24 protein-coding genes are annotated in these 19,009 nt (G+C 39.9%); 21 read left to right on the top strand and 3 right to left on the bottom strand.

Annotated features, from left to right (window positions below):
* Nucleotides 1–54: 54 nt before the first annotated feature.
* Nucleotides 55–570, top strand: a complete 516-nt coding sequence (locus BLP87_RS03210; protein WP_026668465.1) for a CbrC family protein — start codon at nucleotides 55–57, stop codon at nucleotides 568–570.
* A 30-nt stretch (nucleotides 571–600) separates the two neighbouring features.
* Here BLP87_RS03210 and BLP87_RS03205 read toward each other — a convergent pair whose 3' ends face one another.
* On the bottom strand, nucleotides 601–885 hold the full coding sequence (locus BLP87_RS03205; RefSeq protein WP_027208795.1) for a hypothetical protein: 285 nt from the start codon (nucleotides 883–885) through the stop codon (nucleotides 601–603).
* A gap of 205 nt (nucleotides 886–1,090) precedes the next feature.
* Here BLP87_RS03205 and BLP87_RS03200 point away from each other — a divergent pair, with 205 nt between their 5' ends.
* The 15 genes from BLP87_RS03200 (at nucleotide 1,091) to BLP87_RS03130 (ending at nucleotide 10,537) form a co-directional block, all read left to right on the top strand.
* Nucleotides 1,091–1,444: a helix-turn-helix domain-containing protein gene (locus BLP87_RS03200; RefSeq protein WP_051199068.1), complete on the top strand. Its 354-nt coding sequence runs from the start codon at nucleotides 1,091–1,093 to the stop codon at nucleotides 1,442–1,444.
* Nucleotides 1,445–1,472: 28 nt separating this feature from the next.
* Nucleotides 1,473–2,012: a hypothetical protein gene (locus BLP87_RS03195; protein WP_026668466.1), complete on the top strand. Its 540-nt coding sequence runs from the start codon at nucleotides 1,473–1,475 to the stop codon at nucleotides 2,010–2,012.
* A gap of 243 nt (nucleotides 2,013–2,255) precedes the next feature.
* Nucleotides 2,256–2,414, top strand: a complete 159-nt coding sequence (locus BLP87_RS16570) for a Com family DNA-binding transcriptional regulator (RefSeq protein ID WP_420314842.1) — start codon at nucleotides 2,256–2,258, stop codon at nucleotides 2,412–2,414.
* 313 nt (nucleotides 2,415–2,727) lie between these two features.
* Nucleotides 2,728–3,291, top strand: a complete 564-nt coding sequence (locus BLP87_RS03180; protein ID WP_074461406.1) for a sigma factor-like helix-turn-helix DNA-binding protein — start codon at nucleotides 2,728–2,730, stop codon at nucleotides 3,289–3,291.
* Nucleotides 3,292–3,469: 178 nt separating this feature from the next.
* Nucleotides 3,470–3,793: a hypothetical protein gene (locus BLP87_RS03175; protein ID WP_074461405.1), complete on the top strand. Its 324-nt coding sequence runs from the start codon at nucleotides 3,470–3,472 to the stop codon at nucleotides 3,791–3,793.
* On the top strand, nucleotides 3,793–4,167 hold the full coding sequence (locus tag BLP87_RS03170) for a YwqH-like family protein (protein WP_074461404.1): 375 nt from the start codon (nucleotides 3,793–3,795) through the stop codon (nucleotides 4,165–4,167). The genes BLP87_RS03175 and BLP87_RS03170 overlap by 1 nt, the downstream gene beginning before the upstream one ends.
* Nucleotides 4,168–4,182: 15 nt before the next feature.
* Entirely contained in the window at nucleotides 4,183–6,153 is a 1,971-nt protein-coding gene (locus tag BLP87_RS03165) for a hypothetical protein (protein WP_074461403.1), read from the top strand.
* A gap of 3 nt (nucleotides 6,154–6,156) precedes the next feature.
* On the top strand, nucleotides 6,157–6,489 hold the full coding sequence (locus BLP87_RS03160; RefSeq protein ID WP_074461402.1) for a hypothetical protein: 333 nt from the start codon (nucleotides 6,157–6,159) through the stop codon (nucleotides 6,487–6,489).
* Nucleotides 6,490–6,519: 30 nt separating this feature from the next.
* Nucleotides 6,520–6,993, top strand: coding sequence for a hypothetical protein (locus BLP87_RS03155; RefSeq protein WP_074461401.1), 474 nt, complete (start codon nucleotides 6,520–6,522; stop codon nucleotides 6,991–6,993).
* A 5-nt stretch (nucleotides 6,994–6,998) separates the two neighbouring features.
* Nucleotides 6,999–7,298 (top strand): DUF6572 domain-containing protein, encoded by a 300-nt coding sequence (locus BLP87_RS03150; RefSeq protein ID WP_074461400.1) that lies wholly within the window; start codon nucleotides 6,999–7,001, stop codon nucleotides 7,296–7,298.
* The gene (locus BLP87_RS16395) at nucleotides 7,295–7,423 is read left to right on the top strand and encodes a hypothetical protein (protein WP_278308252.1); all 129 of its coding nucleotides are present in this window, start codon (nucleotides 7,295–7,297) and stop codon (nucleotides 7,421–7,423) included. Before BLP87_RS03150 ends, BLP87_RS16395 begins: the two co-directional genes overlap by 4 nt.
* 500 nt (nucleotides 7,424–7,923) lie before the next feature.
* A complete protein-coding gene (locus tag BLP87_RS03145) occupies nucleotides 7,924–8,295 on the top strand; it encodes a type II toxin-antitoxin system PemK/MazF family toxin (RefSeq protein ID WP_083334438.1) in 372 nt (123 codons plus the stop codon).
* On the top strand, nucleotides 8,282–8,485 hold the full coding sequence (locus tag BLP87_RS03140) for an excisionase (protein ID WP_074461398.1): 204 nt from the start codon (nucleotides 8,282–8,284) through the stop codon (nucleotides 8,483–8,485). The genes BLP87_RS03145 and BLP87_RS03140 overlap by 14 nt, the downstream gene beginning before the upstream one ends.
* A 43-nt stretch (nucleotides 8,486–8,528) precedes the next feature.
* Entirely contained in the window at nucleotides 8,529–9,788 is a 1,260-nt protein-coding gene (locus tag BLP87_RS03135; RefSeq protein WP_242871800.1) for a site-specific integrase, read from the top strand.
* A 251-nt stretch (nucleotides 9,789–10,039) separates the two neighbouring features.
* Nucleotides 10,040–10,537: a low molecular weight protein-tyrosine-phosphatase gene (locus BLP87_RS03130; protein WP_074461397.1), complete on the top strand. Its 498-nt coding sequence runs from the start codon at nucleotides 10,040–10,042 to the stop codon at nucleotides 10,535–10,537.
* A gap of 9 nt (nucleotides 10,538–10,546) precedes the next feature.
* On the opposite strand, the gene BLP87_RS03125 is transcribed toward BLP87_RS03130, so the two are convergent.
* Nucleotides 10,547–10,870 (bottom strand): YolD-like family protein, encoded by a 324-nt coding sequence (locus tag BLP87_RS03125; RefSeq protein WP_074461396.1) that lies wholly within the window; start codon nucleotides 10,868–10,870, stop codon nucleotides 10,547–10,549.
* Between the two features lie 27 nt (nucleotides 10,871–10,897).
* The gene (locus tag BLP87_RS03120; protein ID WP_176756597.1) at nucleotides 10,898–12,163 is read right to left on the bottom strand and encodes a Y-family DNA polymerase; all 1,266 of its coding nucleotides are present in this window, start codon (nucleotides 12,161–12,163) and stop codon (nucleotides 10,898–10,900) included.
* Nucleotides 12,164–12,531: 368 nt separating this feature from the next.
* Between BLP87_RS03120 and BLP87_RS03115 the strand changes: the two genes are divergently transcribed.
* The 5 genes from BLP87_RS03115 to BLP87_RS03095 all read left to right on the top strand — a co-directional run bounded on the left by BLP87_RS03115 (nucleotide 12,532) and on the right by BLP87_RS03095 (nucleotide 18,969).
* The gene (locus tag BLP87_RS03115; RefSeq protein WP_074461395.1) at nucleotides 12,532–14,109 is read left to right on the top strand and encodes a helicase HerA-like domain-containing protein; all 1,578 of its coding nucleotides are present in this window, start codon (nucleotides 12,532–12,534) and stop codon (nucleotides 14,107–14,109) included.
* Between the two features lie 228 nt (nucleotides 14,110–14,337).
* Nucleotides 14,338–15,231 carry a hypothetical protein gene (locus BLP87_RS03110; protein WP_074461394.1) on the top strand — a complete coding sequence of 298 codons (894 nt, stop codon included), beginning with the start codon at nucleotides 14,338–14,340 and terminating at the stop codon, nucleotides 15,229–15,231.
* Between the two features lie 475 nt (nucleotides 15,232–15,706).
* Entirely contained in the window at nucleotides 15,707–16,471 is a 765-nt protein-coding gene (locus BLP87_RS03105; RefSeq protein ID WP_074461393.1) for a flagellin, read from the top strand.
* A gap of 495 nt (nucleotides 16,472–16,966) precedes the next feature.
* On the top strand, nucleotides 16,967–17,893 hold the full coding sequence (locus BLP87_RS03100) for an ABC transporter permease (RefSeq protein ID WP_074461392.1): 927 nt from the start codon (nucleotides 16,967–16,969) through the stop codon (nucleotides 17,891–17,893).
* 17 nt (nucleotides 17,894–17,910) lie between these two features.
* Nucleotides 17,911–18,969 (top strand): ABC transporter permease, encoded by a 1,059-nt coding sequence (locus BLP87_RS03095; RefSeq protein ID WP_074461391.1) that lies wholly within the window; start codon nucleotides 17,911–17,913, stop codon nucleotides 18,967–18,969.
* Nucleotides 18,970–19,009 lie beyond the last annotated feature (40 nt).

Genomic DNA, 19,009 nt, shown 5'->3' with positions numbered 1-19,009 from the left:
CAGAGATGCTAGGAGAGAGGCACGTAAATGATTTTATGAATGGAGACGCGTTATATGGATAAGAATAAATTACCTAAGTTTAAATATCACCCCAATGTTTATGAAAGTGGAGAAGTAAAGTTTAGCAAGGGTGTTTGTAATTGTTGTGGCAAGGAAGTAGAAGCTTATGTTCAGCATATGTATACAAGGGCGAAGGTAGATTGTATCTGCATGGATTGTGTTGCAAGTGGCAAAGCGGCTGAAAAGTTTGATGGTTCTTTTATTCAGGACGCTGATTCGATAGATAATGAAGCTGCTACAGAAGAATTATTTTGTAGGACGCCGGGATATGTGAGTTGGCAAGGTGAAAACTGGGCGGTTTGTTGCAATGATTATTGCGAATATATTGGTACGGTAGGGACAAAAGAATTGGATGAACTAGGCATTGCGGATGATCTTTTTGAAGCAGACGGCTCTTTTGATGGATATGATAATGCACGTGAGTATCTGGTAAAAGATGGGAGTCTTTGTGGTTACTTGTTCCGCTGTTTACATTGCGGAAAATACTATTTGCGAATAGATGCGGATTAAACATTATAGAGATAGAGCGGGCAAGCGCTTTTATATCGCAATCCGCCACTTACTGTTATGTGTATCAAAATATAATCGTACCTTCCGCTTGTAATCAAGCACGACAACAATACATTCAAAAACAAATGTTGAGTAAGAAACATAGAGCCCGTCCGGAGTAGTATAAGGCCCCGGATGGGTTATGGTTCTATAACCTTTTATCGTATAATTTTCATATTGGCCATCTTCGTTCATCAGCCGGAAGCGGAGGGGAATTACTTCGCCGTTCGACTTGTGCTGGCAGATGACGTCTACAGTATCAATCACTCTACTCATAACATATAACCTCAATCAAAAAAAGAACTAATGTTTGGGTATAAATATAATATACCTTTGAAGCGGATGTTTCAATAAAGTTCTAATAAAAAATCACCTTACTACAGTCAAGTAAATCCTCGATTCAGTTAGGTTAAATGCAGTAAGTTATTACTCTACAATAATTATGTAGTACTTCGTGGGGATTGGAGGTTTTTTTACCACAATGGATGTTACTGCTAAATGGCTGATTGATAGGATTGATAATCTACGTGGCGAAAAGAATATGTCAGAATACAGGCTGTGTGAGCTGTCCGGAGTAACTACTTCGACTATGTCCGCGATGCGAAGACGGACCAGCATGCCACAGATTCAAACAATACAAAAGATATGTGATGTGTTTGGAATATCTTTGAGCGATTTTTTTAAACCGACTGCGGAGCCAAAAAGTGGCATGTATTTATCTGATAAAGAAATGGAAATAGTCACATATTTACGTAATATGACGGAGGCAGATTTTATCTTGGTGCTTACGTATGCCAAGGCGCTTAGTGATGCATATAGTAGTAGGGAAAAATAGATATCATAATGCGGAGGGAGGTTTGGTTATGGCAACTATATCCCGAAATGAGCAGCGCATTAACAATTTATGTATTAGTAACGGATTTGAACCTAAGGATGTGTGCGATCTGACGAAGCTCTTGTTGGAACACTATCGGAGTGGCTTTGAGATACCGCAGCTGTTTAAGATCAATTTGGACAGTGATGGGATCCGTGATCAAAAGATATCGATGCGAAGGGATTTTTTGGAGGCAATGAGATTACCTTTAAAAGAATCTACTGAGTATCTTGACAGGATATTCCAAAATCTCAGGGATTGTACCTGGATGCGGTCGGTAATTGATATGGTACTGGAGAAGATTGCAGGTGGAACAGGCGAGGGCGACCTCTATAAGCGGATTATTGAGAATTACTATCTGAATTCGGAATCTATATCAAATGAGGAGATGGCGCGAGCGGAGAATCTTTCTACCGCGTCTATAGAACGTAAGAAAAGAGAGGCTATCAAGTATCTGGGAATCAGCATGTACATATACGCATGCTGCAGAGAACAAGAAGAAAGGGACCAATATGACAGAGCAAGGTGAGCTTTAGAGCTGCTGTTTTGCATTTATATGTGAGACAGTAGCTCTTTTATGGTAAAAAAGCATTTGATGGATTGCTGATGGTTATTTGATGGTTTTAGTACATTAAATTGATAACAAGTTGATGGAATAAAAAGTAAAATGTGGTGTTATTATATTACGCGACAAGGTTTAAAACCTATCTTTTGAGGGGGAGCAGTAATTTCAAAAGAGGGGGTATAGGTCTTGGAACATGTGGAAGAGAAAATGATCTATGTCTGTTGTCCTGTCTGCGGGCGATTGCTGTTCAAAGGTGAGAGTTTCTCAGGTGTTGAAGCAATGTGCCCAAAATGCGGGGCGAAAATCAAGGCAGAAAGACAGCGGATTTATATTCGTATTTCGTTCGAATCTAAAGAAGCTGTATAGTTGTTACAATTAAATACCTGAGTTATCCGTACCGGCATCGTATCCGGCTGTGAATCGGAATGGTTGCGGCGGGTAGCAAGAGTTTGTTAGCGGCTATGAACGACATAGAATCGTTGAAAGGCGGAGCAAAACAGAAAGAAGTATCTAGTGATAGATATTCTGTTTTGCTTCGTCTTTTTTCTTTGCTCATATTACAGGCTTCTTTCTGTTGCTCTGAGTGTGAACGCAGGTGCATAAGTGGGAGACCTATGTTGGGCGCTATCCGTGACTTCCGTTTTTGGGAACTTATGAATTTTCAAAACGGAGGTCAGAAATGAATAATAGAAAAGATGGACGCCCTTCAATAGCAAGGGAATTAAATAAGAGTCAGGATTTATATAAGTTGTACAGTTTGGAGAAGCATTACCCCGGAATCGAGGGAGATGCAAAATGGGCGATAGCTACAGATCTGTCCCGTGAGGAGCTGGAGGCGTGCGATGGATTTGAACTTAATCTCTTTAAGCCATATATCATCATAACGCCTGAGCAGGGAGAGGTATTTGCGGAGTATGAGCGTTTGGAGAAGAAGCTCCAGATGCAGGATTATCGCCACACGGATATGAATGCCTATGAAGATGGCATGGAGGTGAATAGGAAGGCTATGGATTACCTTAGAGGCGTGCCAAAAGCCATTGATCCGGAAGAAGCGATAAATGCTTATGTTCTTCGCGTTGCGATAAATCAGTTGCCGGAAAAGCTTCAAAGGAGGCTACGAATGTTCTTTTTCCATGGATTTAATGAAACGGAGATTGCGGAAATTGAAGGCGTGTCACGACAGGCTGTGCATTATTCATTGCAGTCGGCGATAAGGCAGATGAGGTATGTGTTGGATATTTAATAAAAGAAGGAGAGCGGCCTATTTGAGGTCGCTCGAATAAAATTGATTGTGGCGATGCAGCTTATATACGGCTGTATCGCTATTTCCTTATGATTTTCCGTGCTTGCAGACGTATATTTGTGCGTGATAAAATATTACTAATTTGTTACAAAATATTAAAAACAAGGAAAAGAAATATATGGCAGAAAATAAAGTATTTATGGATACCGGCATATTTACCGGTATCGTTGAGGATATGAGAGGAGCAGCGGCGGAGCTTGCAATTACTGATTCACCGCTTGCTGGAGCAGAAGCTTTTTGCGGAATAACCGGTGGATGCAAAATGTATAACATCTTAGAGGAAATGTACCGTACCGATTACTTTTACAATAAAGTCGCATCAGTGTCGTTACCCAATGCACTTTTTAAAGTTCGAGACGGCATGATTGCCGTTGATCATGCTGCAAGCGAAAGCCTTACTGTGAATATAGCACATGGAAATATTGGAGGAACAAAGAAGTAATGGGGAGAAGATCGGAAATACACGAGCTTGAACGTCGCATATCAGAATATTGGAACAAAATTGATAAACTTGAATCTGCAGCTGAAACTATAAGGCAGGAACAAGCAATTATAGAGAGTGATGTACTCAAACCAAACAGAACGTATGATATGAGTAGTGCTGATGAATGGAGAGGCAATTTTAGTCAGAGAGCTAAAGAATATCAGGCTGAAATAGATAGCAAAGTATCTTCCGGATTACGTGCTACAGAGAGGCTTCTTTCTAACATTCAGAAGGCAATAGAAAGGCTACACGAATTGATAAGAGAATGTGAAGAAAGAATAAGTGAGCTTGAAGCTGAAATTGAAGCAGAATCCTGCGCAGAAAGGATGTAAGGAGACCGGCAAGAAATGATGTTAGTTCTAAATGATATGTCTGAATATTTGGAATACGATGCTGAAAAAACAAATAGGTTCATTGATGATTTGTTACATGCTCTTGAAGCGTATAATTCAAAAGCTGCGATGTTGTATTCTGTTTATGGCAGATATTGCAGTAATGATACTTTTGTTGGAGAAACTGCTGATAAATCGAAATTGTATATTTCGGCTCATCAGAAGTTTCTCGATGATAAATATGAGCTTCAGAGTGCTATATACAAGAAATATTGTGAAATAGCAAATACATTCAGAGATACCGTGGATGCATCGCCTATTGCAAGAATAAAAATGCCGGTTTTAAAGAAAGTGAGAAGCGATTATCAAAGAGTTTCTGAATCTATGGATTATCATGGAAGAAAGGTAATGCATCTGGCGCAGGAACTCGATGATGAATTTGGCGAATTCGCAGATTTTGAAACACCGGATTTTGCTAGTGCGATATATGTATTTGAAGATTTCTGTTATGGTAGCGGATTTCTTGATAAATGCATAAACAAGCTATTAGAGTTCGATAGATGGAGCTCCTATACTGTTGATAAAACAGGGTTCTTTGATGCGGAAAAGGATATGCAAAAGAAGCTGAGAACAACAGCTAATTTGCTTGATAGCATGACCGTTTATCAACCTGATATTGCAAAGAACTCTATTGAGCTTACTATGCTTGGGGCAAAAATAGGTACTGCTCTTGGGATTATGGGGGTTCAAGATGCTGTTAACAGCAAGAAGGAACTTGATGCCAAAGTTGATAAATGGCTATCTCCTAATTATAAGTTGTCACCTGAGGAGGTGAAAGAAGCACAGCAGCTTGTAAGAAAAGAACTCGGTTCTTTAAAGTATGATCCTATACTTGGTTGTCCTATACTTAGAACTAATGAAGAAAAGGCGATATACAAGAGATATTCTGCTTTGGCTAACAAGGTTTCAAAGCTTGGTAGCTTTATGATGGGAGTACGAAAGCCAATATATAATCTTGTAGATTTTACTCTTGATTGTTCCGATTTTATTATGTCGCATACTACAGGATTAATTATTGAGAAGGGCTCATCTCTTATTGACCATTGCTTTGGAACGGATACTAATAAATATATCCATCTGTTTGTGAATTCATATAAAGATTTCAGAGGTGATTTCGACAAAGAGATGGAAGCGGCTATAGAGAATTCTAAATTGCAGAATTCAAAAGAATTTAAAGCAGGAGAAGTAACCGGAGTTCTTATTCTATATTATTTTACATCAGAACTAAGTGCATCGTTTGAAGTTGGAAAAGATGTAGGATTTGCCGCGAAACAAGCGAAAGAGAACATTCAGGATCTTGTGTTGGACACAAGAGAACTGTATCAAGAGCTATCTAAAGACGGAGAATTATCAAAATCCGATTGGATGTTGCTGGGTGAAAATGTAGCCGGAAACTTTTCTATGAATTTGTTTTTCGGGGGATTCAGTGAAGTAACAGATATCTTTAAGCCAACTAAAGAGCTTAATCTTAAAAGAGTTGAAAAAGTTGCTGAAGAAGCGGAAAATGTTAAGAAGGTAGAAAAGGCTGTCGATGGAACGAGCGATGTTACGAAAGTGGCCGGCGATACTGCGGAGGATGTTGCAAAGACTGCGAAAGAGACAGGAAAAGTGGTCAATAGTTCTTGGGTAAATGATGTGCAATCAAAAACGCCTAAGGAATTGCTTGAGGAAGGATGGGATGATGTTACGAATCCCAAAATGGCGGCAAACACTACTTCAAGAGAATTTAGAGATCCAAATTTAGGGATTACAATAAGATATGATAAAGGTGTTGAAGGGGCATATGGATTTGAAGCAGTAGATCATTATCATATACTTAATCCTGATTGTACAAATAAAAAAATAGACTATTATTTGGATATAGATGGTAATCCTGTAGGTAAAGGTTCAAGGGCATCGCATATTGTTATTAAAGGAGAAGGATAAGAAATGCTGGTTAAGGAATTGGTTGAGAAAATTAATTTTAATGATAGTTGCGTAAATGGATTGGTTTATACTGATGGAATAGTTAAATTGGATATTGATTTATGTATGTGGAAACAAGCTGGCTATCAAGAAGGAACCCCAGAACTAAAAAATGTCGTTTTGTGTTTTTTGGATATTACAAATTATAATTGGGATTCGGATAAAAGAGAAAATGAGATAGATTATGATTCAATTATAGATATTGCTTTTGAAGAGGGGGTAGTAAAGATAGTGCTAGAGGATGACGATGTTTCTGTGCTGACATTTATGTGTAGAGAGGTCTCTATTGAAAGCTGATATTGCAGAAATGAAAATATCAATAACAATGTGGGGAGCAAAAAAGGAAATTGGATAGAATTTTATACAGATATTAAAGAAATAATAGATAATTTAGGGTATGAGCACACTCACATTGGTATAAAAAATGGAAAGTTTTCTTCTGGAAAAATAATGACTGTAAAGCGTAAAGAAAAAGAAATTTTTGAAAGCATAAATGGAGGCGATTTGCCTTTGAGTTTTTCGTTATATTCTTTACCTAAGAATTATAAAGTAGCATCATTTGATTATGATTTTTTATGCGAAAGAAATGATTCGTATATATCTGTTATTATTAAAGAGAATGATTATAATGCATCTATTGAGAAAACAATATTATCTGTATTAGAAAAGTATATTGACTTAGAATATGGTGAAGTATACTCGGTATTGGCATCTGAAATGCCATTGTTATATGCTGAGACAAGAGATACAAAGAATTTGAAAACATATAGTATGATAAAAATATTGAAAAATAGGAGCTGAAAAATATGGACACAAATTCAATTGACATTATCGGTAAAAGAGTTGATGGTGGAATTGATTTAGTTATCATAGTGCCTGATGTGCTTGAAGATTCTGAGGAATTACAATCTCAGTTGCTTGATAAGATTGAAAACTACTTGAATTATATTAAAGGGGCAGAGTTTAAAAAAGATTTTCCAGGTATCAGTTCTGATAATATTTTTATTAAGCTAAAATTACGAGTGGAGCCATCTGAAAGGCTATTGAAGTGGCTGGATGAAATCAAGAGGTGGGTTGAATCTAGCGGAGTAAAACTTTTAGTGTGAGTAGTAAGATTAAGAATAATAAGCTTAATGCAGATTATCAATATGATGAGATTTATACAAATACAGAAAAAACATCGGATGATATAGCTGAAATGTGGTATCAAGAGATGCTGAAAAAAATTTAAATTTTGGAAAGTTAAAAGGCAATCTTCTGTTTGGGCAATTGGAGCCCATTCTTGGAAGGTTGCTTTTTTATTTTTTTCAAAAGAGACTTACCTTTTGCCTTATTTCTGTAGTTATTAGTGAAGGGATTTTCCCTTGTCTGTACTTTGACAAGAGAATATACATTCACTAAGTACGTTCCCGTAGTATGTAGCCCCAAAGGTACGCCTTGCGCGATATAGCCTCACTGGAATGTCGGTAGCACCGGCACTGGCGATGACAGCTACGGGTATAATGATACTTCCGCTCAGCCACAACTCATCGTAATGGGAGCGGTCTTGCGAGAACCGCAGGAAGGGTTGAGCCTATGGAGCTGTGCTGCAGCCGCTTAGTGACTTCCCGTTCTCCGGGGCGCCGTGGGCAAATAGGGGAACATATAACTGTTTGATTTTTAGAAGGTATTCCACTGTGTACTGGCAGTGGGTGCCTTCTTTTTACATAAATGGAAGGAGAGAGTGTGATCATGGTTAGACGTGGAGAGATATATCTTGCTGACTTAGGAGCAGGTGTCGGATCGGAACAAAAAGGCGAGAGGCCGGTAATTATTGTGCAGAACAATAAAGGGAATAAGTATTCACCGACGGTTTCTGTTGTGCCTATAACGACAAAGATTCATAAAAGCGCAGGAATGCCTACGCATGTTCTGTTAGGTAAAATTGCAGGACTTGATATGGAATCAGCCTGTATGGCAGAGCAGGTTATGACAATAGATAAGAAGAGGCTTATAGCGAGGATAGGTAAACTTCCCGAAAACGTTATGAGTCGGGATATAGCTAAGGCTTTGAATATTCAGTTGGATTTGAAAGTGGGGAAAAAGAGAAATGGAAAAGATTGAAGTGCCGGTGTGGCGAAAGTATTCACTTAGTATACAGGAAGCGGCTTCCTATTATGGTATCGGAGAGAAGAGACTTCGCAGTCTCGTTTCAGATAACCTGAATGAGGAATTTGTGATAGAAATAGGCTCACATGTCAGAATAAAGCGCAGGAAATTTGAAGAGTATCTTGATGATGCAGGAGTTATATAAGGGGCGGCATTCTGGCGCTTTTTTTATTGTAAAGGTACAATAGATGAAGCGTAAAAAAATGCTGCTTCTCCGTTTGTGTTGGAAGGAGCTGATTAAAATAGAAAGAAGGTATGATAAAAAAGGAAGAGTTCTCCATGATGGAGAATATCAGATGCCGGATGGCCGATACAGATTTAGATATACATCTTGGGATGGCCATCGTAAGACAATTTATAGCTGGAGACTTGCTAAGAATGACAAGGCGCCTGAAGGCAAGAAGTATACGGAATCTCTTCGTGAAATGGAGAAGAAAATCCATGCAGACAGCTTTGATAAGATAGTATCTAATGGAGGAGACCTTACGGTCTTGGAGTTGGTTCAGAAGTATGTTGCTACCCGCGTGGGCGTTAGGATATCAACAAGACGCGGATATCAGACAGTTCTGAATTTTCTTGCAAAGGACCCTTTTGGAAAGAAGAGAATTGATCTTGTGCGTAAGTCAGATGCCAAGCTATGGCTTATTCAGCTTCAAAAGGAGAAAGGTAAGAGCTATTCCCAGATTCATACAATCAGGGGGCTTGTCAGACCTGCTTTTAAACTTGCAATGGATGATGATCTTATCCGCAAGAATCCATTCGATTTTGAGCTGGTTAATGTTGTTGTAAATGATTCTACAAGGCGAGATGCCTTATCTCGGGAAGAGGAGCGCAAGTTTCTTAAGTTTATCAAGGAAGATAACCATTACAAGAAGTATTATGAAGGAATCTATATTCTGTTTAATACAGGACTGAGAATATCTGAATTTTGTGGTCTTACATTATCAGATATAGACTTTGAGGATCATTCTGTTAATATTGATCATCAACTTCAAAAAGGTGCTCATGTAGGGTATTATATTGAGGAGACCAAGACGGAGAGCGGTCGTAGGAAGATTCCTATGACTCCTGAGGTGGAAGAGTGTTTTAAGACAATAATAGCAAACAGACGACCACCCAAGCCTGAGCCTATGATAGATGGCAAAGCGGGATTTCTGTATTTTGATAAGGATGGAAGCGTTGTATATTCGCTTCATTGGGATCATTATTTCAAGCACATCCGCGATAAATACAATCGTATCTACAAGATACAGATACCATTTGTGTCTCCGCATATCTGCAGGCATACTTATTGCAGTAAAATGGCAAAGTCGGGAATGAATCCAAAGACCCTTCAATATCTGATGGGGCATTCAGATATAAGTGTTACATTAAATACATACACTCATGTTGGATTTGAGGATGCTCAAAGAGAGCTAAAGTCGCTTAAAACCTTAAAGGCAATATGATTTGAGGGTTAAATTATTATATCCATTTTGCCATGGGGAAACGGCAAATGTTATTTTTGGACTGAAAGGGTCTAACCACAAAGTTTTAACCCTATTTTTAACCCTACAAAAAAATGCAGGGTTAAACTCAAAATTTTTAACCCCGTTTTTAACCCTACCGGTTGCAAAATAACGCTAAAATATGCAATGATATGCCGACTTATAAAAAAATGAAAATAGCATGAATGCTAGGAAATATGAGGATTTAGGGAATGATTAAGATACTATTCGTCTGCCACGGCAATATATGCCGTTCACCAATGGCAGAGTTTGTTTTAAAAGATATGGTTAAGAAGCGCGGGCTGGAGGATAAGTTTTATATCGAGTCGGCCGCGACGAGCACGGAAGAAATCTGGCATGGAGTCGGGAATCCGATTTATCCGCAGGCAAAAGCGAAGCTGAGAGAGCACGGCATCGGGACTGCGGACAATGAACTTGGAGTAGGCGATAAGAGAGCCAAACAGACAACTAAGAGCGATTATGAAAAATTTGATTATATTATCGGGATGGACAGAGCAAATATCAGAAATATGCAGATGATATACGGCGAAGATACCGATAATAAGATCTATAAGATGCTGGATTTTACAGAGAGGGACGGCGATGTTGCGGATCCGTGGTATACGGGACGTTTTGATGCGACATGGCTCGACGTTACGGAAGGTTGTATAGGACTTTTAAATAAGCTTGAGAGTGAAGGACTGATATAATGCTTATGTTTATTCCGGAAAGCTGATGTCGAGAATATCATCGAAGGGTATTTTGGTATTTACGATCCTAAGGATTCTTGCAACTTCATCAAAACGGGCAACCATGCCCGTCATTTTCAGGTACTCGCCTTTGCAAAAGTATATGCAAGTGATGATCGAGCCCTTTTTAATATTGTGCATTTTTTTATTGAGTTCTTCGGCCATCTCGTCGGAGAGCTCGATTTTTGGTACTTTTATTTTTTCTTTTGCCAAAAGAGCTTCATCAAGCCCTTTGACCGCCTGAAACGGCAGGAATTGGGCAGCTCTTTTATCCATTGACATTTTCTGTCTCATATCTATATCCTCTGACAAAATCAAAATTTAAGCCTTGTGTCCGCCAATCTGATTATTTCGTTCTCTGGTCGTTGCGCCTTCTTCGAAGTTAAGCCCTTTTAAAATTGCATTTTTTCCAAATTTATTTTTTATCTCAAGTACAGCTTTCTGCATCCGCCTGTCGCGTTCGAGGTCGGCGGGAGAAACGAAGAATGAATACTGAGTATATTCCTCGGGGATGACATTGTTTGCAATGACATACATTCGACGAACATTATATGCGGGATTGACAATATGCTTGTAGAGGTCGGCGATTCCGGGAATCAGAAGCATCGAAGCGTTGGTCTCCGTATCTAGTGAAAAAGTGCCCTTGGCGGAAGGAATCGGAGCTCCTTTGGCATAACCGACCATAAGGGTAAAAGACTTACTGACAAGGTCTTTGTCGACCATATCAAGACACATAACATCCGTCATCTCTTTTGCGATTATAAGTCCTTTCTCAAAAGTGTAATCACTCATAAGTACCTGCCCCTGACTGAGCGAGTGGGTTGAAGAGCGGTAGGATTTTATATCGCTTATCGTCACAGGTTCGCGTCCCCAGGCGTGGTCTATGAGGAGTTCCGCATTTACACCAAACAGCTTGTACAGCAGGTTCTCATCGCCGTTTGCAATATCTTTCATGGTGAGCATTCCGTAGGTTGCAAGACGGTTTGCGATGCCTTTTCCGATGCGCCAGAAATCGGTGAGCGGCCTGTGGTCCCATAAAGTCTCGAGGTATTTCTTTTCATCAAGTTCGCCGATGAAATCGGGAGAGTGCTTGGCGGTTATATCAAGGGCAATCTTGGCAAGGAAGAGATTGCTACCGATGCCGCAGGTTGCGCGAATATTTAAAGTCTTGTCTATATCATCCATGATCTGCTGTCCTAGCTGCCTTGCAGTCATATGGTACAGGTTAAGATATTCAGTGACATCCATAAATGCTTCGTCAACAGAGTAAACATGGATATCGTCTTTGGAAATATATTTCAGGTAGATTCCGTATACTTCGGCGGAATAATCAAGATATTTCTGCATTCTGGGAACAGCCATAATGTAATCGATGTTCTTGGGTATCTCAAAAACGCGGCATCTGTTGCGAACGCCGAGAGCCTTCATTGCAGGTGATACGGCGAGACATATCGTCTTATCGGAGCGCTCCGGATCGGCTACGACAAGGCGCGTTGTCATGACATCGAGGCCTCTTTCCGCACATTCAACCGATGCGTAGAAGGATTTAAGATCTATGCAGATGTAAGTTCTTTCTTTTCCTATCATGAGATTATAATAACGAACATGCGTTCTTTTGTCAAATGTGTATGACTTCTCGAATGAAATTACAGAAATCCGCACCGGTTGCGGATTTCGTGAGAAAGTGATACAAGAGTCAACCAAGCCTCATCGACGAAGTCGATTCGAATTGGCTTGGTTGATACAATCTTGAACTTCATGTTCAAGAATGTATCAGATTAAAAACGATATACCGCTTTGGGTGTTAACATGAATACGAAGCCTTGAAATAGGGATTTGGACTTGAGGTATCATCGTGTTATAATAACCAAAATGGCCTGATGAATCATTTTCTGATTAACTATCAGAAAATAATGTACCGGCGCTGATAATTTAATATGTAAGAGGAGGGGACTATGTTAAAAGATGGAAAGATTTGGATTGCCAACACAGAAGACGGTGAAAACATATTTCTTTTGCCCAAGATGGCTAACAGGCATGGGCTTGTAGCAGGTGCTACGGGAACAGGGAAAACGGTCACGCTTAAAGTCTTGGCGGAATCTTTCAGTGACATGGGTGTTCCCGTCTTTCTTGCAGATGTTAAGGGCGACCTTTCGGGAATGGTGTGCGAGGGCACGGATTCCGAGGATATGCAAAAGAGGATCCGGAAATTCGGACTTGCGGAAGCAGGCTTTAAATATCAGAAATATCCTGTAACATTTTGGGATGTTTTTGGTGAGAAGGGAATCCCGCTAAGGACGACAATCTCGGAGATGGGACCGCTTCTTTTGGCAAGGATACTGGGGCTTAACGATCTCCAGAGAGATATTCTCTCCATTGCATTTAAGATTGCGGATGATAACAATCTTTTGCTCATAGATACCAAGGATCTGAAGGCGATGCTCAATTACATCTCCGATAATAATAAGGAGTTTGCGGCAGATTACGGTAATATCAGTAAAGTTTCCGTGGCAGCCATCGTAAGGGCGGTTGTTTCGCTTGAGATAGCGGGGGGCGACAAGTTCTTCTTTGAGCCCGCGCTTAATATCAGGGATTGGTTTACGGTTGGAAGCGACGGCAAGGGAATGATCAACATTCTCGATAGCACGAGCCTTATAAATAACGGCACATTGTATGCGACATTCCTTCTTTGGATGCTTTCAGAGCTTTTTGAGACGCTTCCTGAAGTCGGGGATCTTGATAAGCCCAAGATGGTGTTCTTTTTTGACGAGGCACACCTTCTGTTTGCGGACACGCCAAAGCTTTTGATGGATAAAATCGAGCAGGTGGTCAAGCTTATTCGTTCCAAGGGAGTCGGTATCTATTTTGTGACGCAGAATCCCAGAGATATTCCGGACGGAGTTCTTGCGCAGCTTGGAAACAAGATTCAGCATGCGCTTCATGCTTATACTCCGGCTGATATTAAAGCGGTCAAGGCAGCAGCAGACTCGTTTAGAGAAAATCCTGCGTTTAAGACGGAGGATGTAATACAGGAACTTGGAACGGGAGAGGCTGTGTGTTCGTTCCTTGCTGAGGACGGAACGCCTACCGTATGCGAGAGGGTTAAGATACTTCCGCCGCAGAGCAGGTTTGGCGGAATCGATGATTCCGTTAGGGAAAAAGAAATCAAGGGAAGCCTTCTTTACAGCAAATATTTTGAACCTGAAGATCCCGATTCTGCTTATGAATTCCTTGAACGCAAGGGAATTGCCGATGCGGAAGAGGCTGCAAGGCTGAAGGCTGAAGCGGAAGCAGCGAAGGCAAAAGAAAAAGAGGATGCCGCAGCTGCAAAGAAGAAGGAAAAAGAAGAAGCGGCCGCTGACAGGAAAAGAAAGCAGACGGCTAAAACAATAGGAAATTCAGTGGTTGGAACGGTTGGAAGAGAAGTTGGCAAGACTGTCGGAGGAAAGTTTGGTAAATTCGGAAAGACTCTCGGCGGAAATCTTGGTGCCAGCCTCGGAAGAGGAATCCTTTCAACACTGTTTAAGTCATAAGTTTTATCAAAAAGAAAAACGCCTTGAATAAGGCGCCTTAATATTGGGAGGAGGGGTTGCCCGGTGGGGAAACCATGGCAACCCGTGTATGAAAAAAAGTATTGTTGGGGGTTCAGAAGGTATGTTCTTCTGACAGTCTTTATGATACAGTCCAACTGTTGCTAAACTATGTCAGAACTCTAAAAGAAATATAACGTATTATTAAATAAGTATTGGAGTAAAATAAAAATGTCAGGAAATAATCTAAACAGAAGAGATGCGTATATCCCCGGAGGCCGTGAAGGATATGAAGGTGGTGATGAATACAGAGAAATAGAGCGATATGAAGACGAATTCAATGAATACGACGATGAATATGGCGACAGATACAGGGATGACTATCGTGATGATTACAGAGACGGGCATGTAGGTGATTATCGTGATGATTACAGGGATGATTATCGTGACGATTACCGCGATGATTACAGAGATGACTATAGGGACGATTATCGTGATGACTATAGGGATGATTACAGAGACGACTACAGAGATGATTATGACGATGACGGCAGGGATCGTTACAGGGATGAGCGTGATGACAGAGATCGCTATGATGAGGATCCCGACATGTACAGAAATCGCGGAAGTTACAGTAAAGAGGTCGGCGATATTGACAGATACAGAGATATAAAAAAAGAAAGAAACGAAGATATGGGAAGAAGCAGAAAGAACACATATATTCCGAGAGACAGAAACAGATTTGCTTTCGGAAGATTTATTTTTTCACTTATGGTTGTCTGCCTTGTTCTTATGATGTTTATTAAGGTTGCGCTTCCGAAGATCGTTAAGAAGGCCAAGAAAGCGGCGGCGGATAAGGCAGTAGAGATCATGTATGACAATGTAGAGAAGATTGCGGGAAAGAATCCGAAGGTGAAAGAAGCACTGGAATCAATGTCGGAAGAGGACAAAGAGAAGGTGAGCGAGATAGTTGCGGAGCACATGGATGCTGAGACTATGACGGATGTCATGGAGTACGTTAATAAGAACGATCAGGCAGGACTTGTAGAATATGCCGCAAAGAATTTTTCACCCGAAGAGATGAATGAGTTTAAAGATCTTTATGAGAAATATGGAGATAAGTAAATAAAGAGCTTACGGCGTTTTAATAAAGAGAAAGAGCTTGCGACGGTTTTATATGACCGGTTGCAGGCTCTTTTTAGGTCCTTTTTATTGAGAAATGTTCTCAAATAAGAAAAATATTCCTAACACGCAAAAACACCCACGGGGGGACGTGAGTGCCTGCGATTTTCTTATGAGGGGGAGATAGTGATTAGCTCTACAGATTAGAGCAAACTTACATCACTAACTTAATAATAACTATATACTAAAATTGTGTTCAAAAAGTGAAAAAATCCGACTTTTTTTGAAAAAATTTATAATGCAGTAACCATCAAGATTTTCGCCGATTCTGAAATCATTATTTCATTTTTAGTTGGAAATTTCGGCAATTCTGTTTCAATTTTACGAATTTATCATCGAATTTGTATAGATTTTTTTTACGATAATGCTACTATATGTTCAAGAAATTGTTTTTTTGCACTTATAAAAGGAGGTTAATATGAGTAGCGTATCATCTGTCAGCGGATCGGGTTATTCGCCATACTCTGTTATTGCTAATGGCGGAACCTATTCCAGGGCTGCTCAAGGGGCATCAGAGCTTGCAATCCAGGAGAGAACCAAACAGCAGGTTGGTGGACTTAAGGCAGGTTCTGAGAATCTCAGATCGGCCGATTCGGCACTTAAGGTCGAAGACGGCGCTATGGGAGAAGTTACCGGATACTTACAATCAATCAGAGAACTGTCTGTAAAGGCAATGAACGGGACCATGTCAGACAGTGACAGGAAATCTGTTCAGGATCAGATCGATCAGTACAAAAAAGGCATTGAAGATATCGCAAACAATACTACATATAACGAGAAAAATCTTTTGAACAAGGATGCCAAGGAGATGACTGTTGCAACTGATGCAAACGGCTCATCCGAAAAAATATCGGGCTACAATATGACACTTGAATCGCTTGGTATCAAGGACTACGACGTTACGAAGGATTTTGACATAAAAGATATAGACAAGGCTTTGGAAAAAACTTCAAATTCAAGAGCGTCTGCGGGAGCAAAGACAAACGGAGTTGAGTATTCACTTTCATACAATTCTCATGCGGCTCTGGAACTTGACGGATTTCAAATGGATAAAGAGGAGAGAAACAGCGTAGATGCTTATCAGAAGCTTAAGACCAAGCAGGCACTTGATGTATATCAGACAACTCTCCAGAAAAAGAAGCAGGATGACGAAGAGCGCAGATCTATGATGCTTTTCGCGTGATTTCGAGTTTACATAAATACAAAATTGTTACATCTGTCCGCGACACGTGGACAGATGTTTTTTTGTGAGAGATTCTTGATATATATTAATCATTTTTATTTTGGGTTGAGCGAATTTAATCAATCTACTTGACATAAGTTTTGTATTTAATTATCATAATTTTTGCTTGCACGTATTAGCGAGCTATGTAAATTCATTTTTTCATGTTAGTATGCTTCACAATTAACTGAAATATTATTACACTATGAAGATAGTGAGCAAGGCTTTTTTGAAAAATCGTGAGTTTTATCTACACCAATACGCGCATATCAAGATGGTAGGACGATACAATGACGTACGGGCAAGTATGTCGTTGTATTTTTTTTTGCGATTTAACGTAGTGCAGTGCTAATGTTATGAACAAAACATCTTGAAAAACAAAATTTAGCTAAAATTTTATACATTTTAGCGTTAGTTTTATTTATACTATATGTAGAGAGACAGGTTGGAGATACTATGAACACAAAAACACTGATGTACATTCTGAAGAGGATTTTGCTTGCAGCTGTTACTGTTTGGGTGGTTATAACAGTCACATTTTTTGTAATGCATGCAATTCCGGGTGGCCCATTCGTGGGAGAGAAAGCCGTAACCGCAGCGGTTCAGGCGGCAATGGAAGCTAAGTATGGTTTGGACAAACCTCTTGGTGAACAATATTTAACTTATCTGGGGGACATTGTGAGATTAGATTTCGGTCCTTCACTTAAGAGCAGAGGTCGTGAAGTAAGCGACATGATTTTTGATGGAATGAGAACTTCCTTCAAGCTTGGTATTATAGCTGCTTTCATAGCACTTATTTTTGGTGTTGTATTCGGCGCTATAGCTGCTCTTAGAAGAAATAAGATTATCGACAGGATAATCATGATAATCACAACGGCATTTGTATCAATGCCATCATTCATTATGGGATCTTTATTGCTTGTTGTTTTTTCAATTAAGCTCGGATGGCTTCCTGCAAACGGAGCGCAGAAGAATGGACTTATTCTTCCCATCATTACATTGTCACTTTATCCGATGGCTTATATAACAAGACTTACAAGATCGTCTATGCTCGAAGTTCTTGGTCAGGACTATATCAGAACAGCTAAGGCCAAGGGTGTTTCGGGTGTCAAGATAATCTTCGGACACGCATTGAAAAATTCGCTTATTCCGGTCATCACATATTTTGGACCTATGCTTGCATATATCGTAACAGGTTCACTTGTAGTAGAGCAGATCTTTGCTGTTCCCGGTATCGGTAGAGCTTTTGTAAACAGCATTACCGGTCGTGATTACCCGCTTGTTATGGGAACTACTATCGTACTGGCTACGCTTATCGTAATAATGAACCTTATCGGCGATATCATGTATAAGATTGTCGATCCACGTATTACATTAGAATGATTGGAGATATTTCAGACATGGATAATAAGATATTAAGCGCGCAGGTTAATATGGATGATTTTATTCCTGCAACCGAAGAAGAAAAAGAATATATGGTGCAGATGCGCCCTTCATCAACATTTTTTAAGGATAGTGTAAAGAGACTTCTTAAGAATAAGGTCGCAACTGTTTGTTTCTTTATAATTGTACTTATAACACTGGCAGCAATTTTTGTTCCTATGTTTTGGCCATATGCATACGATCAGGCTCTCGGAGTTATTCCCGGTAAGCCGGTTGATAACACTTTCAACGATCTTGCTCCTTTCGAATATGGAAAAGCAGAGCTTAAGAGAATTGAAAAAGGTGAGAGTGTTGTTCCTCATATCTTTGGAACAGATGCTCAGGGTCGTGACTATTTCATAAGAGTTGTATATGGAACACGTATTTCACTTGCTGTTGGATTTTTTGCAAGTATTATCGTTCTTATAATCGGTATGACTATCGGAGCTATTGCAGGTTATGCAGGCGGTAAGGTTGACCTTATCATAATGAGAATAGTCGATGTTATATATTCGCTTCCGGATATGCTTATGGTCATACTTCTTTCATCGGTACTTAAGGTTGTTCTTGAGGGTACACTTGAAGGAACCGTACTTTCCAAGATCGGTTCAAACATCATAAGTTTGTTCATTGTGTTTGGTGTGCTCTATTGGGTATCTATGGCAAGACTTATCAGAGGACAGATCTTGTCACTCAGAGAGCAGGAGTATGTACTTGCTTCACAGGCAGCCGGAGCAAAGGGAAAGTGGATTATCTTAAAGCACCTTATCCCTAACTGCTTCTCAGTAATAGTTATATCAACGGCACTCCAGATTCCCAGTGCAATTTTTACGGAGAGTTATCTTTCATTCCTGGGACTTGGTGTAAATGCTCCCATGCCTTCATTGGGTTCGCTTGCTTCAGATGCGCTTAACGGAATCAATTCATATCCTTACAGATTGGTATTCCCTGCGCTTGTTATTTCACTCATCGTTTTGTCTCTCAATCTTTTCGGTGACGGACTTCGCGATGCGTTTGATCCTAAGCTTGATACTTGATGTGACATAGTTTTTTAGTAGAACAATATAATGTGGAGAT

It is taken from the genome of Butyrivibrio hungatei (assembly GCF_900101605.1).
In the GTDB taxonomy this organism is placed as follows: Bacteria; Bacillota; Clostridia; order Lachnospirales; family Lachnospiraceae; genus Butyrivibrio; species Butyrivibrio hungatei_B.
This window is presented reverse-complemented; position numbering and strand designations above follow the sequence as displayed.

Bases quoted from the DNA above. Each gene is read 5' to 3' on its own strand.
- BLP87_RS03105 (WP_074461393.1), top strand. From the start codon at position 15,707: ATGAGTAGCGTATCATCTGTCAGCGGATCGGGTTATTCGCCATACTCT.
- BLP87_RS03120 (WP_176756597.1), bottom strand. From the start codon at position 12,163: ATGATAGGAAAAGAAAGAACTTACATCTGCATAGATCTTAAATCCTTC.
- BLP87_RS03205 (WP_027208795.1), bottom strand. From the start codon at position 885: ATGAGTAGAGTGATTGATACTGTAGACGTCATCTGCCAGCACAAGTCG.
- BLP87_RS03095 (WP_074461391.1), top strand. From the start codon at position 17,911: ATGGATAATAAGATATTAAGCGCGCAGGTTAATATGGATGATTTTATT.
- BLP87_RS03145 (WP_083334438.1), top strand. From the start codon at position 7,924: ATGGTTAGACGTGGAGAGATATATCTTGCTGACTTAGGAGCAGGTGTC.
- BLP87_RS03170 (WP_074461404.1), top strand. From the start codon at position 3,793: ATGGGGAGAAGATCGGAAATACACGAGCTTGAACGTCGCATATCAGAA.
- BLP87_RS03115 (WP_074461395.1), top strand. From the start codon at position 12,532: ATGTTAAAAGATGGAAAGATTTGGATTGCCAACACAGAAGACGGTGAA.
- BLP87_RS03195 (WP_026668466.1), top strand. From the start codon at position 1,473: ATGGCAACTATATCCCGAAATGAGCAGCGCATTAACAATTTATGTATT.
- BLP87_RS03125 (WP_074461396.1), bottom strand. From the start codon at position 10,870: ATGAGACAGAAAATGTCAATGGATAAAAGAGCTGCCCAATTCCTGCCG.
- BLP87_RS03130 (WP_074461397.1), top strand. From the start codon at position 10,040: ATGATTAAGATACTATTCGTCTGCCACGGCAATATATGCCGTTCACCA.
- BLP87_RS03140 (WP_074461398.1), top strand. From the start codon at position 8,282: ATGGAAAAGATTGAAGTGCCGGTGTGGCGAAAGTATTCACTTAGTATA.
- BLP87_RS03200 (WP_051199068.1), top strand. From the start codon at position 1,091: ATGGATGTTACTGCTAAATGGCTGATTGATAGGATTGATAATCTACGT.
- BLP87_RS03165 (WP_074461403.1), top strand. From the start codon at position 4,183: ATGATGTTAGTTCTAAATGATATGTCTGAATATTTGGAATACGATGCT.
- BLP87_RS03110 (WP_074461394.1), top strand. From the start codon at position 14,338: ATGTCAGGAAATAATCTAAACAGAAGAGATGCGTATATCCCCGGAGGC.
- BLP87_RS03175 (WP_074461405.1), top strand. From the start codon at position 3,470: ATGGCAGAAAATAAAGTATTTATGGATACCGGCATATTTACCGGTATC.
- BLP87_RS03180 (WP_074461406.1), top strand. From the start codon at position 2,728: ATGAATAATAGAAAAGATGGACGCCCTTCAATAGCAAGGGAATTAAAT.
- BLP87_RS03135 (WP_242871800.1), top strand. From the start codon at position 8,529: ATGAAGCGTAAAAAAATGCTGCTTCTCCGTTTGTGTTGGAAGGAGCTG.
- BLP87_RS03150 (WP_074461400.1), top strand. From the start codon at position 6,999: ATGGACACAAATTCAATTGACATTATCGGTAAAAGAGTTGATGGTGGA.
- BLP87_RS03160 (WP_074461402.1), top strand. From the start codon at position 6,157: ATGCTGGTTAAGGAATTGGTTGAGAAAATTAATTTTAATGATAGTTGC.
- BLP87_RS03210 (WP_026668465.1), top strand. From the start codon at position 55: ATGGATAAGAATAAATTACCTAAGTTTAAATATCACCCCAATGTTTAT.
- BLP87_RS03100 (WP_074461392.1), top strand. From the start codon at position 16,967: ATGAACACAAAAACACTGATGTACATTCTGAAGAGGATTTTGCTTGCA.
- BLP87_RS16570 (WP_420314842.1), top strand. From the start codon at position 2,256: ATGATCTATGTCTGTTGTCCTGTCTGCGGGCGATTGCTGTTCAAAGGT.